Origin of the sequence: Micromonospora parva (assembly GCF_040649675.1) — a bacterium.
In the GTDB taxonomy this organism is placed as follows: Bacteria; Actinomycetota; Actinomycetes; order Mycobacteriales; family Micromonosporaceae; genus Micromonospora; species Micromonospora parva.
In genome coordinates, this window is the sequence record NZ_JBEZFX010000001.1 from 100,091 (window position 1) to 116,985 (window position 16,895).

Below are 16,895 nucleotides of genomic sequence, written 5' to 3' on the forward strand. Positions count from 1 at the left end.
CGCTCATGGACGTACCTCCCGGGCGGCGCGGCCGACGCCGTCCCCCGCGGGCGGGCGGGGTGGCGGCTTTCTGGAGGATTGGACCACCCGGACGTAGCTGTCGGCAATCGCCCGCGCACTTACAGTTATGAATGCGATAGTGCCGGGGAGCCGCCCTGGCGTGTCACTCCGCGCGCAGGGCGTCGAGGCGCGCTCGCAGCGCCGTGGCGATCTCGCCCGCCGCGACGATCTGGTCCGGGGTGAGGGCGTCGACGAAGAGTTCACGGATGGCGCGCAGGTGCGGAACGGTGGCGCCCTTGAACGCCTCGGCGCCGGCTGTCGTGAGCAGCACCTCGGCGCCCCGGGGCACCGTCGCGCACTCCTGGCGGCGGATCAGGCCGCGCCGCTCCATCCGCCCGAGGTGGTGCGAGAGGCGGCTCCGCTCCCACCCGATGTGCGCGGCGAGCTCGGACGACCGCATCGCCTGACCCTGCGCCTCGCTGAGGGCGAGGAGCACGGCGTAGTCGCCCGTCGAGAGCGAGGAGTCGCTCTGCAACCGGGACTCGAGCCGGGAGCCGAGCGCTGCCGTCGTCTCGATGAAGTCCCGCCAGATCCGCAGCTCGTCGGCGGTGGGGAGCTGGCGCCCCCGCCGGGTCGGTGTGGCGTCCGTCATCTCACTCTCCTGGGAATTGACGTGTCAATCGCCAAGTTAGCATCATTGACACGTCAACCGGTAGGTCTGCTTTCGCAGCTCGCCGGCTGAGCACCGAGGAGGAGACGATGGCAGCTGCAGACTTCGAGCTGGGGCTGAACTCGTTCGGGGAGGTCGCCACCGACGGCGACCGGACCCTGAGCGACGCCGAGACCGTACGGCTACTCGTGGACGAGGCACGGCTCGCCGAGTCGGCCGGAATCGACGTGTTCAGCGTCGGTGAGCACTACCGCGAGGGCCACAACGACTCGGCGGCACCCGTGCTGCTGGCGGCGGCCGCGACGGCGACCGAGCGAATTCGTCTCGGCACCTCGGTCACCGTGCTCAGCACCAACGACCCGGTACGGCTCTACCACGAGTTCTCCACCCTCGACGCTGTCTCCAACGGCCGCGCCCAGGTGATCCTCGGCCGCGCCTCGGCAACCGAGTCGTTCCCGTTGTTCGGTTACGACCTCGCCGACTACGAGCGGTTGTTCGAAGAGAAGCTGGACCTCTTCCTGCGGCTGCGACAGGACGAACCGGTCACCTGGTCCGGCACGGTACGAAGCCCGCTCACCGCGCAGCGGCTGCACCCACGGATGCCCGCCGGCGGCATCCCGACCTGGATCGGGGTCGGGGGAAGCCCGAACTCGGTCATCCGCGCCGCCCGGCACGGACTTCCGCTCATGCTCGCGATCATCGGCGGGCGTCCGCAGCGCTTCGCCGGCCACGTCGACCTCTACACCAGGGCGCTCGAACAGTTCGGGCATACCCTGCCGCCAATCGGGCAGCACTCCCTCGGCCTGGTCGCGGACACCGACGAGGAGGCGGTGGAGACGTGGTGGCGGTACTGGCAGCCGGTCGCGACGGCCCTGGCCGCCGAACGCGGCTTCTACAAACCGGACCGCGCGCGCTACGAGGCCGAAATCGACCACGGGGCGCTGTTCGTCGGCTCACCCGAGACGGTGGCGCAGAAGATCGCCACTGTCGCTCGCGACCTGCGGCTGAGCCGCTTCGACCTGAAGTACGACATCATGCACCTGCCCCGCGAGGCCCGTGCGCGCACGATCCACCTGCTGGGCAGTGCGGTCGCGCCACGGGTCCGGGAGCTGCTGGCGAAGGAGCCCAACCATGTCTGATCTCTTGTTCGGCCTTGACACGTTCGGTGACGTACCGCAGGACGACGCCGGCAAGCTCGTCTCCCACGCGGCGGCGATCCGGCAGGTCGTCGACGAGGCGGTGCTCGCCGACCAGCTCGGGGTCGACGTCATCGCCCTGGGCGAGCACCACCGTCCGGAGTACTCCGTCTCCACACCGGAGACGGTGCTGGCCGGCATCGCCACCCGCACCTCGCGGATCCGGTTGGCCTCCGGCGTGACAGTGCTGAGCTCGGACGACCCGGTGCGGGTGTTCCAGCGCTTCGCCACCGTGGACGCGCTGTCGAACGGCCGGGCCGAGGTCATCCTCGGCCGCGGCTCGTTCACCGAGTCGTTCCCGTTGTTCGGTTACGACCTGCGCGACTACGACACGCTGTTCGAGGAGAAGATCGACCTGTTCGTGAAGTTGCTGGACGAGAAACCGGTCACCTGGAGCGGGACCCTGCGTGCCCCGCTGGAGAACGCCGACGTCTTCCCGAAGACCGAGTCGGGTCGCCTGGACACCTGGGTCGGCGTGGGCGGCTCGCCGCAGTCGGTCGTCCGCACCGCCCAGTACGGGCTTCCGCTCATGCTCGCCATCATCGGCGGCGCTCCCGACCGCTTCGCGCCCTACATCGACCTCTACCGCCGGGCCGCCGCGCAACTCGGCACCACCGCGCACCCGGTCGGGATGCACTCGCCCGGCTTCATCGCCGACACCGACGAGGAGGCCAAGGAGATCTACTGGCCGCACTACCGGATCATGCGGGACCGGATCGGCAAACTGCGGGGTTGGCCGCCGATCCGCCGCCAGGAGTTCGACTCCGAGGTGGAGAACGGCTCCCTCTACATCGGTTCACCGGAGACGGTGGCCCGCCGCATGGCCCGGGCGATCCGCAGCCTCGGCGTCGGCCGGTTCGACCTCATCTACTCGGCCGGAGCACAGCCGGCGAGCGCCCGCATGCGCGCCGTGGAACTGTACGGCTCGAAGGTGATCCCCATGGTCCGCGAACTGCTGGCCTGACCGCCACTTCCCCGCGAGAGGACGACATGACCGACAACGACCGAAGCCGGCCTGCCACCCTCGGCATCCTCGGTGCCGGCAAGGTGGGCAACGTGCTCGCCCGGCTCGCCGTCGCCGCCGGCTACCGGGTACGGGTAGCCGGCTCCGGCGACCCGGCGAAGATCGCCCTCACCGTCGAGGTGCTCGCCCCGGGGGCCGAGGCCACCACCGCGCTGGACGCGGCGACCGACGCCGACATCGTCGTCCTCGCCCTACCCCTGGGCAAGCACCGCAGCATCCCCGCCGAGGCGTTGCGTGGCAAGCTCGTCGTCGACGCCATGAACTACTGGTGGGAGATCGACGGCATCCGCGACGACCTCACCGACCCGCGTACCTCGTCGAGCGAGATCGTCCAGGCGTTCCTGTCCGGCTCCCGGGTGGTGAAGGCGTTCAACCATATGGGTTATCACGACCTGGAGGACGAGGCCCGACCGGCCGGGGTGGCCGGGCGCAAGGCCATCGCGATCGCCGGCGACGACAGCGCCGACGTCGCCGAGGTGTCGACACTGGTGGACGCGCTCGGCTTCGATCCGGTCGTCGCCGGCCCGCTGGCCGAGGGGGTACGACTCGAACCGGGCAGCGAGTTGTTCGGCGCCAACGTGAGCGCCGACGAGGTCCGCGCGATGCTCGACCGCTTCCCGGAGTCGGAGCGGGGACGGGTCGTCACCGCCGCCCGAGCCTCGACCTCACCCGGGGCCGCCTAGCGCGGCTACGCGGCGAAGGCCGCCCTCGGTTCGAGGAGCTGGCCGACGGCGTACTCCTCGTCGAAGGCGGCCGGGCCGAGCGCTTCGACCGCGGCGGCGCGCATCCGGGCGAGGTCCGCCGCGTCGTCCGGGTCCGGCACCTGGCCGAGCGCCGCGAACGCGGCATCCGCGACGCCGATCATCCGCGCCGCCCGCAGGTGATCTCCCTCGGCGGTCGCGAGCGCGGCGCCCGCGACGCAGACGTACGGCACGAAGTCGGCCCAGCCGTTGTCGAACACCCGCTCGCGGTTCTCGGCGAACAGCGTCCGCGCCACGTCGAGGTTGCCCAGCCCCAGCTCGCAGAACGCCAGGTTGTGATACTCGGAGTTGACGGTCTTGGGTTGGCCGAGCGTCTCGTTGAGCGCGATGCTCTCCCGGTACAGCTCCCGCGCCCGAACCAGGTCGCCGGACATCCGCGCGACGCCGGCCAGCACGTGCCTCGGCCGTTCCTCGAGGGCGCGGTCGCCGGAGCGCAGCGCCACCGCCAGGGCCTCCCGCGCCCGGGCCTCCCCGCCCGCCAGGTCGCCGCCGCGGATGGCGACCCGGGCGAGGCTGTAGCGGGCCTCCACCTCACCCGCCGGGTCGCCGGCCGCCCGCGCCCGCTCGATCTCGGCCTCGCTCATCCGCACCACGGCGTCGGTCTCGCCCCGCCGGAAGGCCGAACGCACGTTCTCACTGAAGCTCATGGCCTTCTCCCCCGTCACGCTTCGCTCGGTCGCGCCGTCAACATGGTCCAGTTCTGCACGAGCGCGAAGCCCATCGACTCGTAGAGCGGCCGGCCCATCGGGCTGCTGTGCAGGTAGGCGATGTCCGCGCCGGCCGCGATGCCGTCGCGCAGCACCGCTTCGGTGAGCGCCCGGCCGAGGCCACGACCCCGGGCGGACGGTACGACGCCGATGTTGAACACACCGACCACGCCGGCGGCCCTCATGCCGAGGGCGGTGCCGACGGGACGGCCGGACTCCTCGGCCAGATAGCCGGTCACGCCGTCGGTGTCGAGCACCGCGCCGCCCATCAGCGAGCCGAAGACACCGACGGGCGCCTCGAAGCTCTCGGCGAAAGCAGCGGTGTACGTGTCGCTCTCGGCGGCGCCGACAGGGCGTACCAGGGTCTGCTGGGTCGAGCCGGTCCGGAACACGATGTCGTCGGTGGCGCAGGCCAGCAGCGGGAGGGCGCCGCGTTCGGTGAGCCCGTGCCGGGCCGCGAGCTCGGCGATCCCGGCGCTGGGCTCACCTCGGACGATGATCGACCAGTGCGGGACCTGCGCGCGGACCTCGGTTGCCAACTCGTCGAGCGAGCCGAGGTCCGGGTCCGTGGTCAGGTCGAAGACCCCGTTGAGCGACGCGACGCCGGTGTGGGTGACCCCCGCGCGAGCGGTGCCGCGTTCGGCGTACCAGCCCTTCGGTGTCACCCGGCAGAGTGTCTCGATGGCGTCGGAGTACGCCGTCGCCAACCGGTCGGCGGTGGTGCTCATGCCTGGTCTCCCCCATGGAACTAGTCCTGACGAGTCCGTCAACCTAGCCAGCAATCCGTTAGACCAGCAAACGTGACGATTCGGGCATCCGGCGGTGCTCCGTACCGATCAGGAATCGAGAAGCCCCGGGGCCGACGTCCGGCCTAGCCTTTTCCCAGAACGGCCGGCGGCACGCCGAGCCGGACGACGAGAGGGAGACCGCCCATGTCCACGAAGACCACCACCGAGTCCGACGGCTTCACCGCCGAGGAGCGCGCCGCGATGAAGGAGCGCGCCGCCGAGCTGCGCGCCGAGGGCAAGAAGGGTGCCAAGAAGGCCGACGGGCTCCAGGCGGTCCTCGACCGGATCGCGCAGATGGAGCCGGAGGATCGGGCGCTCGCCGAGCGCGTCCACGTGACGGTGACCGCCGCCGCCCCGGACCTGACGCCCAAGACCTGGTACGGGATGCCCGCCTACGCGAACGCGGACGGCAAGATCGTGGTCTTCTTCCAGGACTCCGGGAAGTTCAACTACCGGTACTCGACGCTGGGCTTCCAGGACACCGCCAACCTCGACGACGGCGACATGTGGCCGGCGTCGTACGCGCTGCAGAAGTGGAGCCCCACCGTGGAGAAGAAGATCACCGAGCTGGTGCGGGCAGCGGTTTCCTGATCGTCCCGCTAACCGCCTGGATCGGGGCGACCGCAGTGGCCGAGCGGCCAGAGGTGAGCGATGATCGGGGCCGGCGACCGAGGGAGACACAGTGCGGACGATGTGGCGCGGACCGTCAGCGGCGACACGAGCAGCCCGGTGACGGCCCGAGCGGGTGAGGCGTTCGACACCGCTCGGGCGGTCTCCCACGTCGAGTCGTTGCTCGCCGTCGAGCTGCCCACGGACGGCGAGCCGGTCAGCGAGGGCGACCCGGCCACCGGTGAGTGGACCGGCACCCGGGGGGCGGGCTTCCAGATCATTCCGCTCTGGGAGAGCGACGACCTCGTCGGTGTGTACGGCGCCGAGTGGAACGAGGCCGAGGAGGTCGCCACGGCGAACCTGACCCTTGTCGTCGGTGAACTTGACCGCCGTTGGGGCCCGCACCGCAGGGTGTCCATGCACGTACCGCTGTTCCGCAAGCAGGCCGGCGCACCGATGCCGGCGCTGTTCCAGTCCCTGAGCGACATGGACTGCTACGGCGACCTCACCGTGTGGGGGCCGACGGCGGCCGAGGGCCGGTGGGTCGCGGTCTCGGTCAACCAGTGCGACGGCGACGCCCCGATGATCATGATCGGGGTGGTCAGTCGGTTCGCGATCACCGAACTGCCGGAGTGACACGTGTCGATCACCGACCAGGCCGTGGCCATCGCGGCGGCGGAGGCCGGCGCGGCAGTCGTCCGCGCGCGATTCGGGTCGCCGCTGACCCGCTTCATGAAGATCGGAAACGACTTCGCCACCACCGTCGACATCGAGGCGGAGGAGGCCATCCTCGGCGTCCTGCGCGGGGCGCGCCCCGACGACCTCGTGGTGGGCGAGGAGAGCGGGCGCACGGGCACCGGCGACAACGGCCGCACCTGGCTTGTCGATCCGCTCTGCGGCACGGCGAACTACGCCGCCCGCACCACGCTCGTGTCGGTCAACGTCGCGCTGCTCACCGGGACGGGCTGCGCCGTGGCCGCGTCGGCGGACCCGTTCAGCGGTGAGGTGTTCTGGACCGACGGCGGTGCCGCGTACGTCCGCCTCGCGGGCACCGACGAGCGGCTCGTGCCGTCGGCCGAGTCGAGGCTGGTCGACGTCAACCTCGACCCGCCGTTCCCCAGCCGGGACGTCTTCCTGGCCGCCCGGATGCTCGCCGACGAGGACTTCATCGAGCAGTTCCACCCCCGGGTGGTCTCCACCAGCCTGGCCGTTGCGTGGGTCGCCGCCGGTCGCCGCGCCGCCTACCTGACGGACCGCCACGACCTGAGCCGCAGCGTGCACTTCGCGGCCGGAATCGCGCTCTGCCAGGCGGCCGGTTGCGTGGTCACCGGGCTCGACGGCGAACCGCTGCACACCGGTGGGAACGGTCTCGTGGTGGCCGCTGACGAGCGGACACACGCCGCCCTGCTGACACTCGTCCGGAGGCAGCGCCCCGGACCAGCATGACACTTGACATGAAGTGGGGTTGAGGTTCTAGCGTCCCTAGATGATCACGTCCGGGCCGTCGCGTCCGGACGTCCGTCAGCCGAGCGCCACCGTCGGAGGGAATCTGATGCACCTGCCCCGCCCGCTCCGCCCGCGTACCGTCGCGAGCGCCCACTGCGACCTGCCGTGCGGCGTCTACGACCCGGCCCAGGCCCGCATCGAGGCCGAGTCGATCAAGGCGATCTCCGAGAAGTACCAGGCCAGCGACGACCCGGAGTTTCGCACCCGCTCCCTGCTCATCAAGGAGCAGCGAGCCGAGCTGGTCAAGCACCACCTCTGGGTCCTCTGGACCGACTACTTCAAGGCGCCGCACTTCGAGAAGTACCCCCAGCTGCACGGCCTGTTCAACGAGGCGACGAAGCTGGCGGGTGCCGGCGGCGCGAAGGGCGCCGCGGACCCGGCGGTCGCCGAGCAGCTCCTCGGGAAGATCGAGGAGATCTCGAAGATCTTCTGGGAGACCAAGCAGAGCTGAGCAGCCGGTACCGGGTGGCGCAGGCCACCCGGTTCGGGGTACCACGTTCGGGAGGAACCGCATGACGTCGCGCACCGACCTCGTCGAAGAGTTGATGAGCCGTTTCCCACACGTGCCGCGGGAGGCGGTCCTCAAGGAGGACCTGCTGCGGGGCGGGCTCGCCTTCGACGACGCGGCACTGACCGACAACGAACACGGCGACGTCAAGCCGAAGTCGTACTTCATCTTCTCCTTCGACCACCGGACGCTGCCGGAGCTGGGGACCGCCGCGCTGCGCCGACCGCCGGAGGAGATCGTGCTCACCGGGGGTCCGTACGAGCTACGCCGGACCGTCGTCTCGGTCCGCACCAACCCCAGTTCGCCGTACCGGGTCGCCACCGACGGCGACGGTCGACTGCGCCTGTTCCTGGACGGGCGGCCGATCGCCGATGTCGGGCTGCCCCCGATGCCGGCGTACTACCGCCACACCCTCGCCAACGGCAAGTCGGTGATGGAGGTCGCCCCGACGATCCAGTGGGGCTATCTCATCTACCTCACCGCGTTCCGGGTCTGCCAGTACTTCGGCGCCAAGGAGGAGTGCCAGTACTGCGACATCAACCACAACTGGCGGCAGCACAAGCAGGCCGGCCGCCCCTACACCGGGGTCAAGCCCGTGGACGAGGTCCTTGAGGCCCTGGAGATCATCAACCGGCACGACACCGACCGCGCGTCGCAGGCGTACACGCTGACCGGCGGCAGCATCACCTCGCAGGTCAACGGGCTGGCCGAGGCCGACTTCTACGGCCGGTACGCGCAGGCGATCGAGGAGCGTTTCCCGGGCCGCTGGATCGGCAAGGTGGTGGCCCAGGCGCTGCCCCGAGCCGATGTGCAGCGGTTCCACGACTACGGGATCCGCATCTACCACCCCAACTACGAGGTGTGGGACAAGCGGTTGTTCGAGTTGTACTGCCCGGGTAAGGAGCGCTACGTCGGTCGGGAGGAGTGGCACCGGCGCATCCTCGACTCCGCCGAGGTGTTCGGCCCGCGCAACGTGATCCCGAACTTCGTGGCGGGCGTCGAGATGGCCGCCCCGCACGGCTTCACCAGCGTCGACGAGGCGATCGCCTCCACCGCTGAGGGGCTCGACTACTTCATGTCCCGGGGGATCACGCCCCGGTTCACCACCTGGTGCCCGGAGCCCACCACCCCGCTCGGGCGGACGAACCCGCAGGGCGCGCCGCTCGAATACCACGTCCGCCTACTGGAGGTCTACCGGGCGACGATGGAGGCGCACGGTCTTTCCAGCCCGCCCGGTTACGGTCCGGCCGGGCCGGGGCGAGCGGTCTTCTCGGTCAGCTCCTTCATGGACACCCTGCCGTCGACTGATTCGTGACGGCCGCGCTCGGCTGACCAGCCGTGCGGAACTGCCGAACAGCGGTATACCTCAGGGGCATGAACATGCCCCTGAGGTATACCGCTGAGAACCGCATCGGCCCTAGCTGGCGTACGTCTCGAACTCACCGACTCGTGGCGTACCGCCGGAGCTGTTGATCTTGAAGTTGATCTTGCTCAACGAGGTCGCGGAGAAGGTGATCGTTCCGGCCCCGCTGCCGGCGGCCAGGACGGCGCCGTTGTCGTTGTTGATCAGCTGCCAGGACCCGATGGAGCCCTGGGTGCCGGACGGTTCGCGGATCACCACTCGGGACACCCGGGTCGCCGAGCCCCACTTGATCGAGATCGTGCCGGTCGACCCGGCCGGCGACCAGTAGGTGCTCACATCGCCGTCGCGGACGTTGCCGTAGCTGGTCCCGCTGGCCTTGCTGGAGCCGTCGGCGCCGGCGCCGAGGCTGAGGTTGGTCCCACCGGAGGGCGGCGGCGTGGTCGGCGGTGGCGTGGTGGGCGGTGGCGTGGTGGGTGGCGGGGTGGTGGGCGGCGGGGTCTGCGGCGAGCAACTGCCGTTCGACACCTTCAGGCCCGTGTTGGCGCCGACCGTCTGACGGACGATCTCCGGTACGCAGCTCGCGCCGTCGAGGCTGTACGGGTAAGGGATGCTGACCGTGGTGGTGGAGGTCGGGTTGGGGCCGGCGGGGTAGTTCTCGCTGCCCGCGCTGGACCAGGTCACGTTGTCGAAGATGTTGCCGCCGACCTGCCAGTAGCCGCGCTCGTTGGTGTAGAAGGTGCCCAGGACGTCCTTGGAGTCGCGGAAGTAGTTGTTCTCCACCTTGGCCCTGGCGCCGGCCCGCGAGTTGATGCCGGACTCGTGCAGGCTCACGTAGTGGTTGTTGTAGATGTGGGCCACACCGCCGCGCAGCAGAGGCGTCCGGGAGTCGATGTTCTCGTAGAGGTTGTGGTGGTACGTGATGTAGCCGTTCGACAGGTCGCTCTCACTGGACCCGACGAGGCCGCCGCGACCAGAGTTGCGCAGGATGCTGTAGGACAGCGTCACGTACTGGGTGTTGTCCTTCATGTCGAAGAGGCCGTCGTACCCTTCGGACTCCCCACCCGAGGCTTCCAGGGTGACGTGGTCGACCCAGACGTTGCGGACCGTGCTCTCCATGCCGATCGCGTCCCCACCGTTCGAGGTGGGCGAGCCCGACTTCTTGACGTTCCGCACTGTCACGTTCTGGATGATGATGTTGCTGGAGTCCCGGATGTGGATGCCGAGCTGGTCGAAGACGGCGCTGCCGACCCCGATGATGGTGACGTTGCTGATCTGCTTGAGCTCGATCACGCCCGCCGCGGTGTTGCAGCTCGACCCCGACACCTTGCTGGTGTTGCCGTGGTTGATGGTCCCGCTGACCTCAATGGTGATCGGGGTGCTGCTGCTGGGCCGACCGCACAGCGCCGCGTGGATCGCCGTCCCGGTGGTGGCCCGCACCGTCTGCCCGCCCGCGCCGCCGGTGGTCCCGCCGTTCTGGGTGGCGTAGCCGGTGGCGTTGCCGACCGCCGCCGAGGCCTGCGGGGTCGGCACTGTCACCCCGACCGCTACCAGCACGGCCGCGGTGGCCAGCACCGCCCGACGTCGCAACGCGACTCGTCGTCTCATGTCGTCTCACCTTCGCATTCGTCTCGTACCAGGTTTCGACTCGACGGACACCGCGATCACACCTGCCGACTGACGTCGTTCAGGAATTGACGGCAGTCAATCGCGAGAATGTCATCGAGATCTTTCGTGCCCTGGTGGAAGCACTGATGTGTCGGGTGAGCGCGGCGCTCCTGGTGACGCCACTCGCCCGACCGTTAATCGAAACATCGATGTAACGCAATCGTAGGAAAGCGGTTTCCCTGAAGGCAATAGCTGACGCTTGCAGGTTTGTTGCAGTGCTCCCGGACGCTCGGGCGAGCGGGCGGGGCGCTCGCCCGAGCCCGGCCCGCAGGTTGGCGCACGCGCGGTATTGACAGCGCCGGACCGGCCATCGATGCTCTGCTAAATCAGTTTAGCGACCGGCTCGCTCCGACCCGTCCCCCTCCCGGTCCCGGGCAGGCTCGTCGACTGAGCGCACCACCCCCGAGAAAGGACCCGCATGAGACTGCGAAAAGGACTGATCCCGCTCGCCACCGCCGTCGTCCTGGCCACCGCCTCCGGCACGGCGTACGGCAGCGCGACCGGTAGCCCCGGTGGCCCGGACGGAATCCGCAGCATCACCCCGATCACCACCGTCTACACGTACGGCCAGAAGGTCTCCGCGGTGGCGATCGAGTACGGGGCCACTGTCAACCCCCGCACCCTCGACACCGACACGTTCGCGGTGACCGACACCATCTACAACTTCCGCTTCAACCCCATCGAGGACCTGCCGAAGCTCGCCGAGCGGACCGTCACCCGCACCTACACCAACTCGGCACCGGACACCCGCGACGACCACCGGTCGACGCCGGGCAGGTACGTCATCGTCGAACTCGACCCCGCGGACACCGGCGGCTCGACGGTCATCGTCTCCAAGTGCCCGACGTTCCTCTGCACCGTGAAGGTCAACCCCGAGCTGCCCACCCGGGTCGTGCAACGCGAGGACGTGCACGGCCAGCCCGGCCGAGGGGCCGGCAAGGGGCCGGTGCTCGCCCGCGCCACCCCGCGCGAGTCCCGACCGGTCACCGCGAAGCCGGTCAACCACCTGGTCGACGAGTTCACCTACGGCTCGTTCCTCAGCGGTGGGATGGTGCTGCCGTACCACTACCACCTGCCGAAGAACTACCAGCCGGGCCGCACGTACCCGCTGATGGTCGTCCTGCCCGGTCACGGAATGGGCTGGGACGGCGACAACCTCGGTGTCCAGCTCGCCGCCGACATCCCGGCGACCGCGTGGCTCCAACCGCAGTGGACCGGCACCTCCGAGGACGTCATCGTCCTGGCCCCGCAGCACCAGCGGGTCGGTGGAGCCGCCGAGGCGGACCTGCTGGTCAAACTGCTCGACCAGTTCGTCGACCAGTTCGCGGTGGACACCCGTCGGGTGTACGCGACCACCGTGTCGTACGGCTCGCAGCTGCTCTGGGAGGCGTTCGCCAAGCGTCCGGACCTGTTCGCCGGCGGGTTGGTGACCGGTGGTTTCCCGGTCAACGCCACCCAGGCGAGCGCCATCGCGGCGGCCGAGGTGCCGGTGTGGATCACCCACGGCGAGCACGACCACCTGCTCAACGTCTCCGGCGCGCGCAACTCCACGGCGGTGCTGCGGCAGGCGTACGCCGCCCGGGGCAAGACGCCCGAGCAGGCCGCCGACCTGGTGCGCTACACCGAGTACGCGGACGCCGCGTTCTCGGTGCCGGACTACCACGCGGCGTTCGGGCCGACCTACGAGGACGACGGCATCCTGCGCTGGCTGCTCGACCAGGCCAAGCCGTAGGGTCGCGGGTCGGGCGACGCCACGCCTCGACCCGACGGCGCGATCTGTTCGCGTCGACGGGTCACCGGTGGGCGTCGCCCGGGTCGGGCTCGCCAGCGGTTGCCGCGCCCCCGACGAGCACGGACTCCTGAGCCTCCTGCCGGCCCTCCTGCCGGGCGCGGGCCAGCAGGCCGGCCAGTCGACGCCGCCGGTGCCGGGCCGCCGCCCGCAGCCCCAGGAGCAGGCCGGCGAGCAGAGCGAGCAGTGCGAGCTGCGCCCACGGTACGACCCAGGTGGTGACGGTGGCGGAGGCCGGACGGAGGTCGGCCCCGGCCTGGCCGTCGCCCAGCAGCGTCGGCGACGTGGTGACGGTCGTGCGGAGGCGGCCCAGGGCCCACAGGCCGTCGGCCCGGGTCCGCACCGTCCGGCTGCCGCCGGGCAGCAGCTCCTCGACGGCGCTGGTGGCGTCGTGGCTGCTGCGGCCGAGCAGGTTGGACATCGCCACCCGACTGGTGCCGCTGACCCAGACGTTGCCGTCGTTCTCGACGGTGTAGCGGACCCGCACCGTGCCACCGGCGAAGGGATTCCACGACGGGGAGTACGTCGCGTCGAGGCCCCGGACGGCCAGGGCCGCCCGCGCGGAGCCGTTGACCCGCAGCATGACCCGGAACCCGACCCGACTCTCGACGGTGACAGTGCCTCCGGCGCTGCTGACGGTCGCGGCGATGCCGGCCGGGTGGTCGCCCGGTGGGGCGCTCCTGGGCACGGTGATGGTGAACGGCACGACCCGCGTCTCGTTCGGGCCGACGGTGACCTTGTCCTGCACGTCGATCCAGGTGCCGCCGTCGACCGAGGGCCGGTCGGACGACAGCATGTTGAAGCGGCCCTTGTCGGTGAGGTACCCGTCGGCGGCCTTCAGGGCGAACGTGACGGCGGTGCGGCTGAAGTTGCGGACCGCCAGGTGCTCGGTCACTGCCTGCCCCGGGTCGAGGCTGGCGGTGATCCATCGGCGTTGGTCCGGGCCACTCGCGGTGGCCGGCTGGACCGTCCAGGTCAGGGCCTTGGGGTCCGGCTCCGCCGCCGCCGCGACCGGCGTGGCCGCAACCGCGAGGAACACGACGGTGAGGACAGCGAGCGCCCGGCGCAGCGGGGTGACGGTCATTCAGGTGGCCCTTCGGCACGGGGCTGGGCGGGGCCCGGTCCGGGCCCCGCCCAGGCCACTACTCGAACAGTGAGAGTGTGAGGGTGGAGCTGTACTCGCCGGCCGCGACCTCGGCGGGGGTCCGCAGGTACAGGTCGGCGTTGACCGAGTACGAGTCGCTGGCGACGGCAGCGGAGTCGAAGGCCGAGACCAACAGCTCCTGGTCGACAAGGCCGACATTGTTGCCCGGCTGGGTCGGCTCGTCCAGGCTGGTCACCACCTCCTCGCCCTCGGTGACCAGGCCGGTCTCGCCGCCGTCGAGCAGGCGCGGCTTCCAACCGAAGTGGTCGGCGGTGATCGGCGCCTGACCGGCGGCGCCCGCGAAGTCGGTCGCGCTGCCGAGCACCGCCCAGCTGGCGCCGTCGGGCACCTCGTCGGCGACCCGGGTGTCGGTGACCGTCACCGTCGGCAGGGTGCCGACGAACTGGCGTACCAGCAGGGTCGAGCCGTCCTCGGAGAGCGCGACGGCGTCGCCGGCGATCGACAGGGCGAGCACGCCCGGTTCCCGGATCTCGTCGATGTCGACGGTGACCCGCACGCTGGCGTCGTCACCGGGCTCGGCCAGCGCGGGCGACGGCAGCACCGCCGCCCCGGTCAGCACGGCGCCGACCGAGCAGGCCGCCAGCAACTGCCGCCGTTTGTCTGTGTTCATGTGAGCTCCGTTCTCTGCATGAGGGGTTATCCGCCGCAGGTGCCGGCGGGGTGTTGCACGGTGCGGACGGTCGTCACGTCCTGTCCGCCGATCGCCCCGGTCACCCGGACCGTCGCCGAACCCGCCGGCACCGACCCGGCCCGGGTGGTGAAGGACTGGTAGGCGTTCGCGCCGGGCGCGACCGCCGCGAAGGACCGCGTGCCGTACGGCGTCTCCATGCTCACGCCCACCGGCGCGTCATGGTCGTTGCGCACCTGCACCGCCACGTACGCCGTGCCACCGACGCACCGCGTCGACGCGGTGACCGTCACGGGCAGGTCGACGGTGGCCGACTGGAACGCCCAGGTGTCGATCTCGAAGAGATCCGCGCCGGCCGGGCCGGTGTAGGTGAAGTAGACGTCGTGCACGCCGCTGACGCCGGTGAGCTCGGCGCTCACCTCGGCCCACTGTCCGACCGGCGTGTCCACGGCGACAGTGCCGACGACGGGACCGTTGACGTCGTCCAGCCGGACCTGGACCTGCCCGCCGGCGGCGAGCGCACGCACCCGCGCCGTCAGGCTGCGCGCGCCGCTGTCCCCGAAGTTCACCGAGGACAGCGCCGTCCAGTCCCCGTTGTCGACGTCGCGGACCACCAGATTCGGTGCCGCACCACCGAACTGGGCGGAGCCGCCGTCGACCTTCGTGGTCGCGACGCCCTTGCTCCAGCCGAAGGTCTCGGCCTCGAAGACGCGGTACGGGTCGAAGTCCCGGACCTGGTCCACGCCGGCGTACGTGCCGACGACCTGCTGGATCGTGCCGTCCGGGTTGAAGGTCAACTCCTGGATGTGCGGGCTGCGGTACCCCTGGGTGGTGTTGCCGTTGATGCGCTTGTTCAGCGTCGGGGCGTGGTAGGTGAAGTAGTACCTGCCACCGAACTCGAACACCGACTGGTGGTTGTTGCCGCCGGTGCCGGCACCGAAGAACTGCGACTGGTTCGGGAAGAGCACACCGGCGTACGCCTCCTTCGGCCACGACATCGGGCCGTCGGAGATCATGTAGCCGATCTGCCCACCGCCGGGGTAACCGGGAAGGGGCTGCTGGCTGCCACCGAAGTCGTTCCCGCCGAAGTGCGAGGAGTACGAGAAGTAGTACTTGCCCTGGCGCTTGAAGACGTGCCCGGCCTCGAAGGCGACCGGGGCGTCCACCACCGCGGCCGTCCCCTCGGTCGACACCATGTCGTCGCCGAGCTCGATCGACCGGATGTTCTTCGGGTTGTTGAAGCGCTCGGCCGGCGGCATGCTCGTCGACGCGGGGCCACCACCGAAGTAGAGGTACGGCTGGCCGTCGTCGTCGACGAAGGGCGCCGGGTCGAACTTCCACGCGACGGCCTCGGCACCGGGGGTACGGCCGTCGATCAGCGTGCTGGTGCGCTCGCTGGTCCACGGGCCGAGCGGCGACGCACCCGTGATCACATTGCTGGAACCACCGCCGTTGGCGTAGTAGAGGAAGAACTTCTCCACCCCGTTCACCACCTTCTTGGTGATGCCCGGAGCCCACGAGTTGGCGGTGAACGGGGCCACCCCGTTCGGGCCGGCGACCTGGATCTCACCGTGGTCGGTCCAGTTCACGAGGTCCTCGGAGGAGATCACCGTGATCTGGTTGATGTCGCCGTAGTTGATCCCCGGCGAGACACCGGTGGTCGGGTTCGGGGCGTACCCCTGGGTGTCGTTGGTCATGTACATGTAGACCCGACCGTCGTGCACGAGACCGAAGCCGTCGGCGCCGAACTTGTGCCCGATCAACGGGTTGTGCTCCCCGGGCAGCTTGCCGACGACCTCGATGGTCTTCGACGCCGGGGCAGGCGGCGCGGCGCCGACCACCGACACGTCGTCGAGCGTGAAGTCCATGAGGTGCAGGGCCGGGTCCGTGGACGGGGTGCTCGTCCACGGGGTCTCGAAGAACAGGCGTGCCGTCGACACGCTCTGCGTCGCCGGGATCGTGAACGTTCCGCTGAACTGCGCCCACTGACCCTTCGTCGCCGTCACGCTGACCAGGTTGGTGTAGGTGCCGCCGCCGTAGTGCATGGTGGCGAAGAACTGCTTCGTGGCCGGTCCGCTCTCGTTCGCGTACTTGATGCGGGCCGTCAGGGTGTACGCCTGACCGGCCTGCACCTTGCCGCTGAGGTCCTGCATCGGGCCGGATCCGGTGGTCGCCCGGTTGGTGACGTGCGCGGCGGTCGCGCCGGAGAAGGCGTCCGAGGTGACGGACAACTGGGCGCCGTCGGCGGCGTTTCCGTTGTTGACGAACCAGTTGGCCAGGCCGTCCTCGAACCCGCCGTTGACGACGAGGTTCGTGTCGGCGGCCTGGACCGGCGCCGCGCCGGCGACGAACCCCGTGGCCAGCATCAGGCCCAGTGTCGCGAGCGCAGCTACCCGTCCTCGGGTCGCCCGTCGCAGTCGTTGTTCCACGAGACATCCTCCTTCATCTCTGACGTGCGGTCATCGGTGTACGGGGGATCGGTGGGTGGTCCGGACATCAGGGGTCGACCGTCACCA

At 70.1% G+C, this 16,895-nt stretch carries 16 protein-coding genes; 9 read left to right on the forward strand and 7 right to left on the reverse strand.

The annotated features are described in order from the left end of the window. Positions 1–163: 163 nt before the first annotated feature. Positions 164–652 (reverse strand): MarR family winged helix-turn-helix transcriptional regulator, encoded by a 489-nt coding sequence (locus tag AB0C03_RS00425; RefSeq protein WP_357633020.1) that lies wholly within the window; start codon positions 650–652, stop codon positions 164–166. A 107-nt stretch (positions 653–759) separates the two neighbouring features. Between AB0C03_RS00425 and AB0C03_RS00430 the strand changes: the two genes are divergently transcribed. The 3 genes from AB0C03_RS00430 to AB0C03_RS00440 are packed head-to-tail and all read left to right on the forward strand — an operon-like array spanning position 760 to position 3,573. Next, positions 760–1,809, forward strand: coding sequence for an LLM class flavin-dependent oxidoreductase (locus AB0C03_RS00430; protein ID WP_357633023.1), 1,050 nt, complete (start codon positions 760–762; stop codon positions 1,807–1,809). Next, complete coding sequence (locus AB0C03_RS00435) at positions 1,802–2,830, forward strand: LLM class flavin-dependent oxidoreductase (RefSeq protein ID WP_210858689.1); 1,029 nt, start codon at positions 1,802–1,804, stop codon at positions 2,828–2,830. Before AB0C03_RS00430 ends, AB0C03_RS00435 begins: the two co-directional genes overlap by 8 nt. Positions 2,831–2,856: 26 nt before the next feature. Then, positions 2,857–3,573 (forward strand): NADPH-dependent F420 reductase, encoded by a 717-nt coding sequence (locus AB0C03_RS00440; protein WP_357633026.1) that lies wholly within the window; start codon positions 2,857–2,859, stop codon positions 3,571–3,573. A 5-nt stretch (positions 3,574–3,578) separates the two neighbouring features. Here AB0C03_RS00440 and AB0C03_RS00445 read toward each other — a convergent pair whose 3' ends face one another. Beyond that, positions 3,579–4,298 carry a hypothetical protein gene (locus AB0C03_RS00445; RefSeq protein ID WP_030333910.1) on the reverse strand — a complete coding sequence of 240 codons (720 nt, stop codon included), beginning with the start codon at positions 4,296–4,298 and terminating at the stop codon, positions 3,579–3,581. Positions 4,299–4,312: 14 nt separating this feature from the next. Continuing rightward, positions 4,313–5,086 (reverse strand): GNAT family N-acetyltransferase, encoded by a 774-nt coding sequence (locus AB0C03_RS00450; RefSeq protein WP_210858691.1) that lies wholly within the window; start codon positions 5,084–5,086, stop codon positions 4,313–4,315. A gap of 204 nt (positions 5,087–5,290) precedes the next feature. Between AB0C03_RS00450 and AB0C03_RS00455 the strand changes: the two genes are divergently transcribed. The 5 genes from AB0C03_RS00455 to AB0C03_RS00475 all read left to right on the forward strand — a co-directional run bounded on the left by AB0C03_RS00455 (position 5,291) and on the right by AB0C03_RS00475 (position 9,084). Beyond that, positions 5,291–5,737: an iron chaperone gene (locus AB0C03_RS00455; protein WP_210858692.1), complete on the forward strand. Its 447-nt coding sequence runs from the start codon at positions 5,291–5,293 to the stop codon at positions 5,735–5,737. A 138-nt stretch (positions 5,738–5,875) separates the two neighbouring features. Then, positions 5,876–6,391: a hypothetical protein gene (locus AB0C03_RS00460; RefSeq protein ID WP_210858693.1), complete on the forward strand. Its 516-nt coding sequence runs from the start codon at positions 5,876–5,878 to the stop codon at positions 6,389–6,391. Positions 6,392–6,394: 3 nt separating this feature from the next. Then, the gene (locus AB0C03_RS00465; protein WP_210858694.1) at positions 6,395–7,201 is read left to right on the forward strand and encodes an inositol monophosphatase family protein; all 807 of its coding nucleotides are present in this window, start codon (positions 6,395–6,397) and stop codon (positions 7,199–7,201) included. A 106-nt stretch (positions 7,202–7,307) separates the two neighbouring features. Continuing rightward, complete coding sequence (sodN, locus tag AB0C03_RS00470; protein ID WP_030333904.1) at positions 7,308–7,712, forward strand: superoxide dismutase, Ni; 405 nt, start codon at positions 7,308–7,310, stop codon at positions 7,710–7,712. Between the two features lie 61 nt (positions 7,713–7,773). After that, the gene (locus AB0C03_RS00475; RefSeq protein WP_030333901.1) at positions 7,774–9,084 is read left to right on the forward strand and encodes a radical SAM protein; all 1,311 of its coding nucleotides are present in this window, start codon (positions 7,774–7,776) and stop codon (positions 9,082–9,084) included. A 102-nt stretch (positions 9,085–9,186) separates the two neighbouring features. Here the strand turns inward: AB0C03_RS00475 and AB0C03_RS00480 are convergent, their stop codons facing one another. Beyond that, positions 9,187–10,737, reverse strand: coding sequence for a pectate lyase family protein (locus AB0C03_RS00480; RefSeq protein WP_030333899.1), 1,551 nt, complete (start codon positions 10,735–10,737; stop codon positions 9,187–9,189). Between the two features lie 478 nt (positions 10,738–11,215). Between AB0C03_RS00480 and AB0C03_RS00485 the strand changes: the two genes are divergently transcribed. Beyond that, positions 11,216–12,529 (forward strand): hypothetical protein, encoded by a 1,314-nt coding sequence (locus tag AB0C03_RS00485; protein ID WP_030333897.1) that lies wholly within the window; start codon positions 11,216–11,218, stop codon positions 12,527–12,529. Between the two features lie 61 nt (positions 12,530–12,590). On the opposite strand, the gene AB0C03_RS00490 is transcribed toward AB0C03_RS00485, so the two are convergent. Genes AB0C03_RS00490 through AB0C03_RS00500 form a run of 3 tightly spaced genes read right to left on the reverse strand, consistent with a single transcriptional unit; the run spans position 12,591 to position 16,808 of the window. Next, a complete protein-coding gene (locus AB0C03_RS00490) occupies positions 12,591–13,670 on the reverse strand; it encodes a hypothetical protein (RefSeq protein WP_051708623.1) in 1,080 nt (359 codons plus the stop codon). 58 nt (positions 13,671–13,728) lie between these two features. Then, complete coding sequence (locus AB0C03_RS00495; protein WP_030333892.1) at positions 13,729–14,361, reverse strand: hypothetical protein; 633 nt, start codon at positions 14,359–14,361, stop codon at positions 13,729–13,731. A gap of 26 nt (positions 14,362–14,387) precedes the next feature. Continuing rightward, positions 14,388–16,808 carry a family 43 glycosylhydrolase gene (locus AB0C03_RS00500; protein ID WP_030333890.1) on the reverse strand — a complete coding sequence of 807 codons (2,421 nt, stop codon included), beginning with the start codon at positions 16,806–16,808 and terminating at the stop codon, positions 14,388–14,390. Positions 16,809–16,895: the final 87 nt, after the last annotated feature.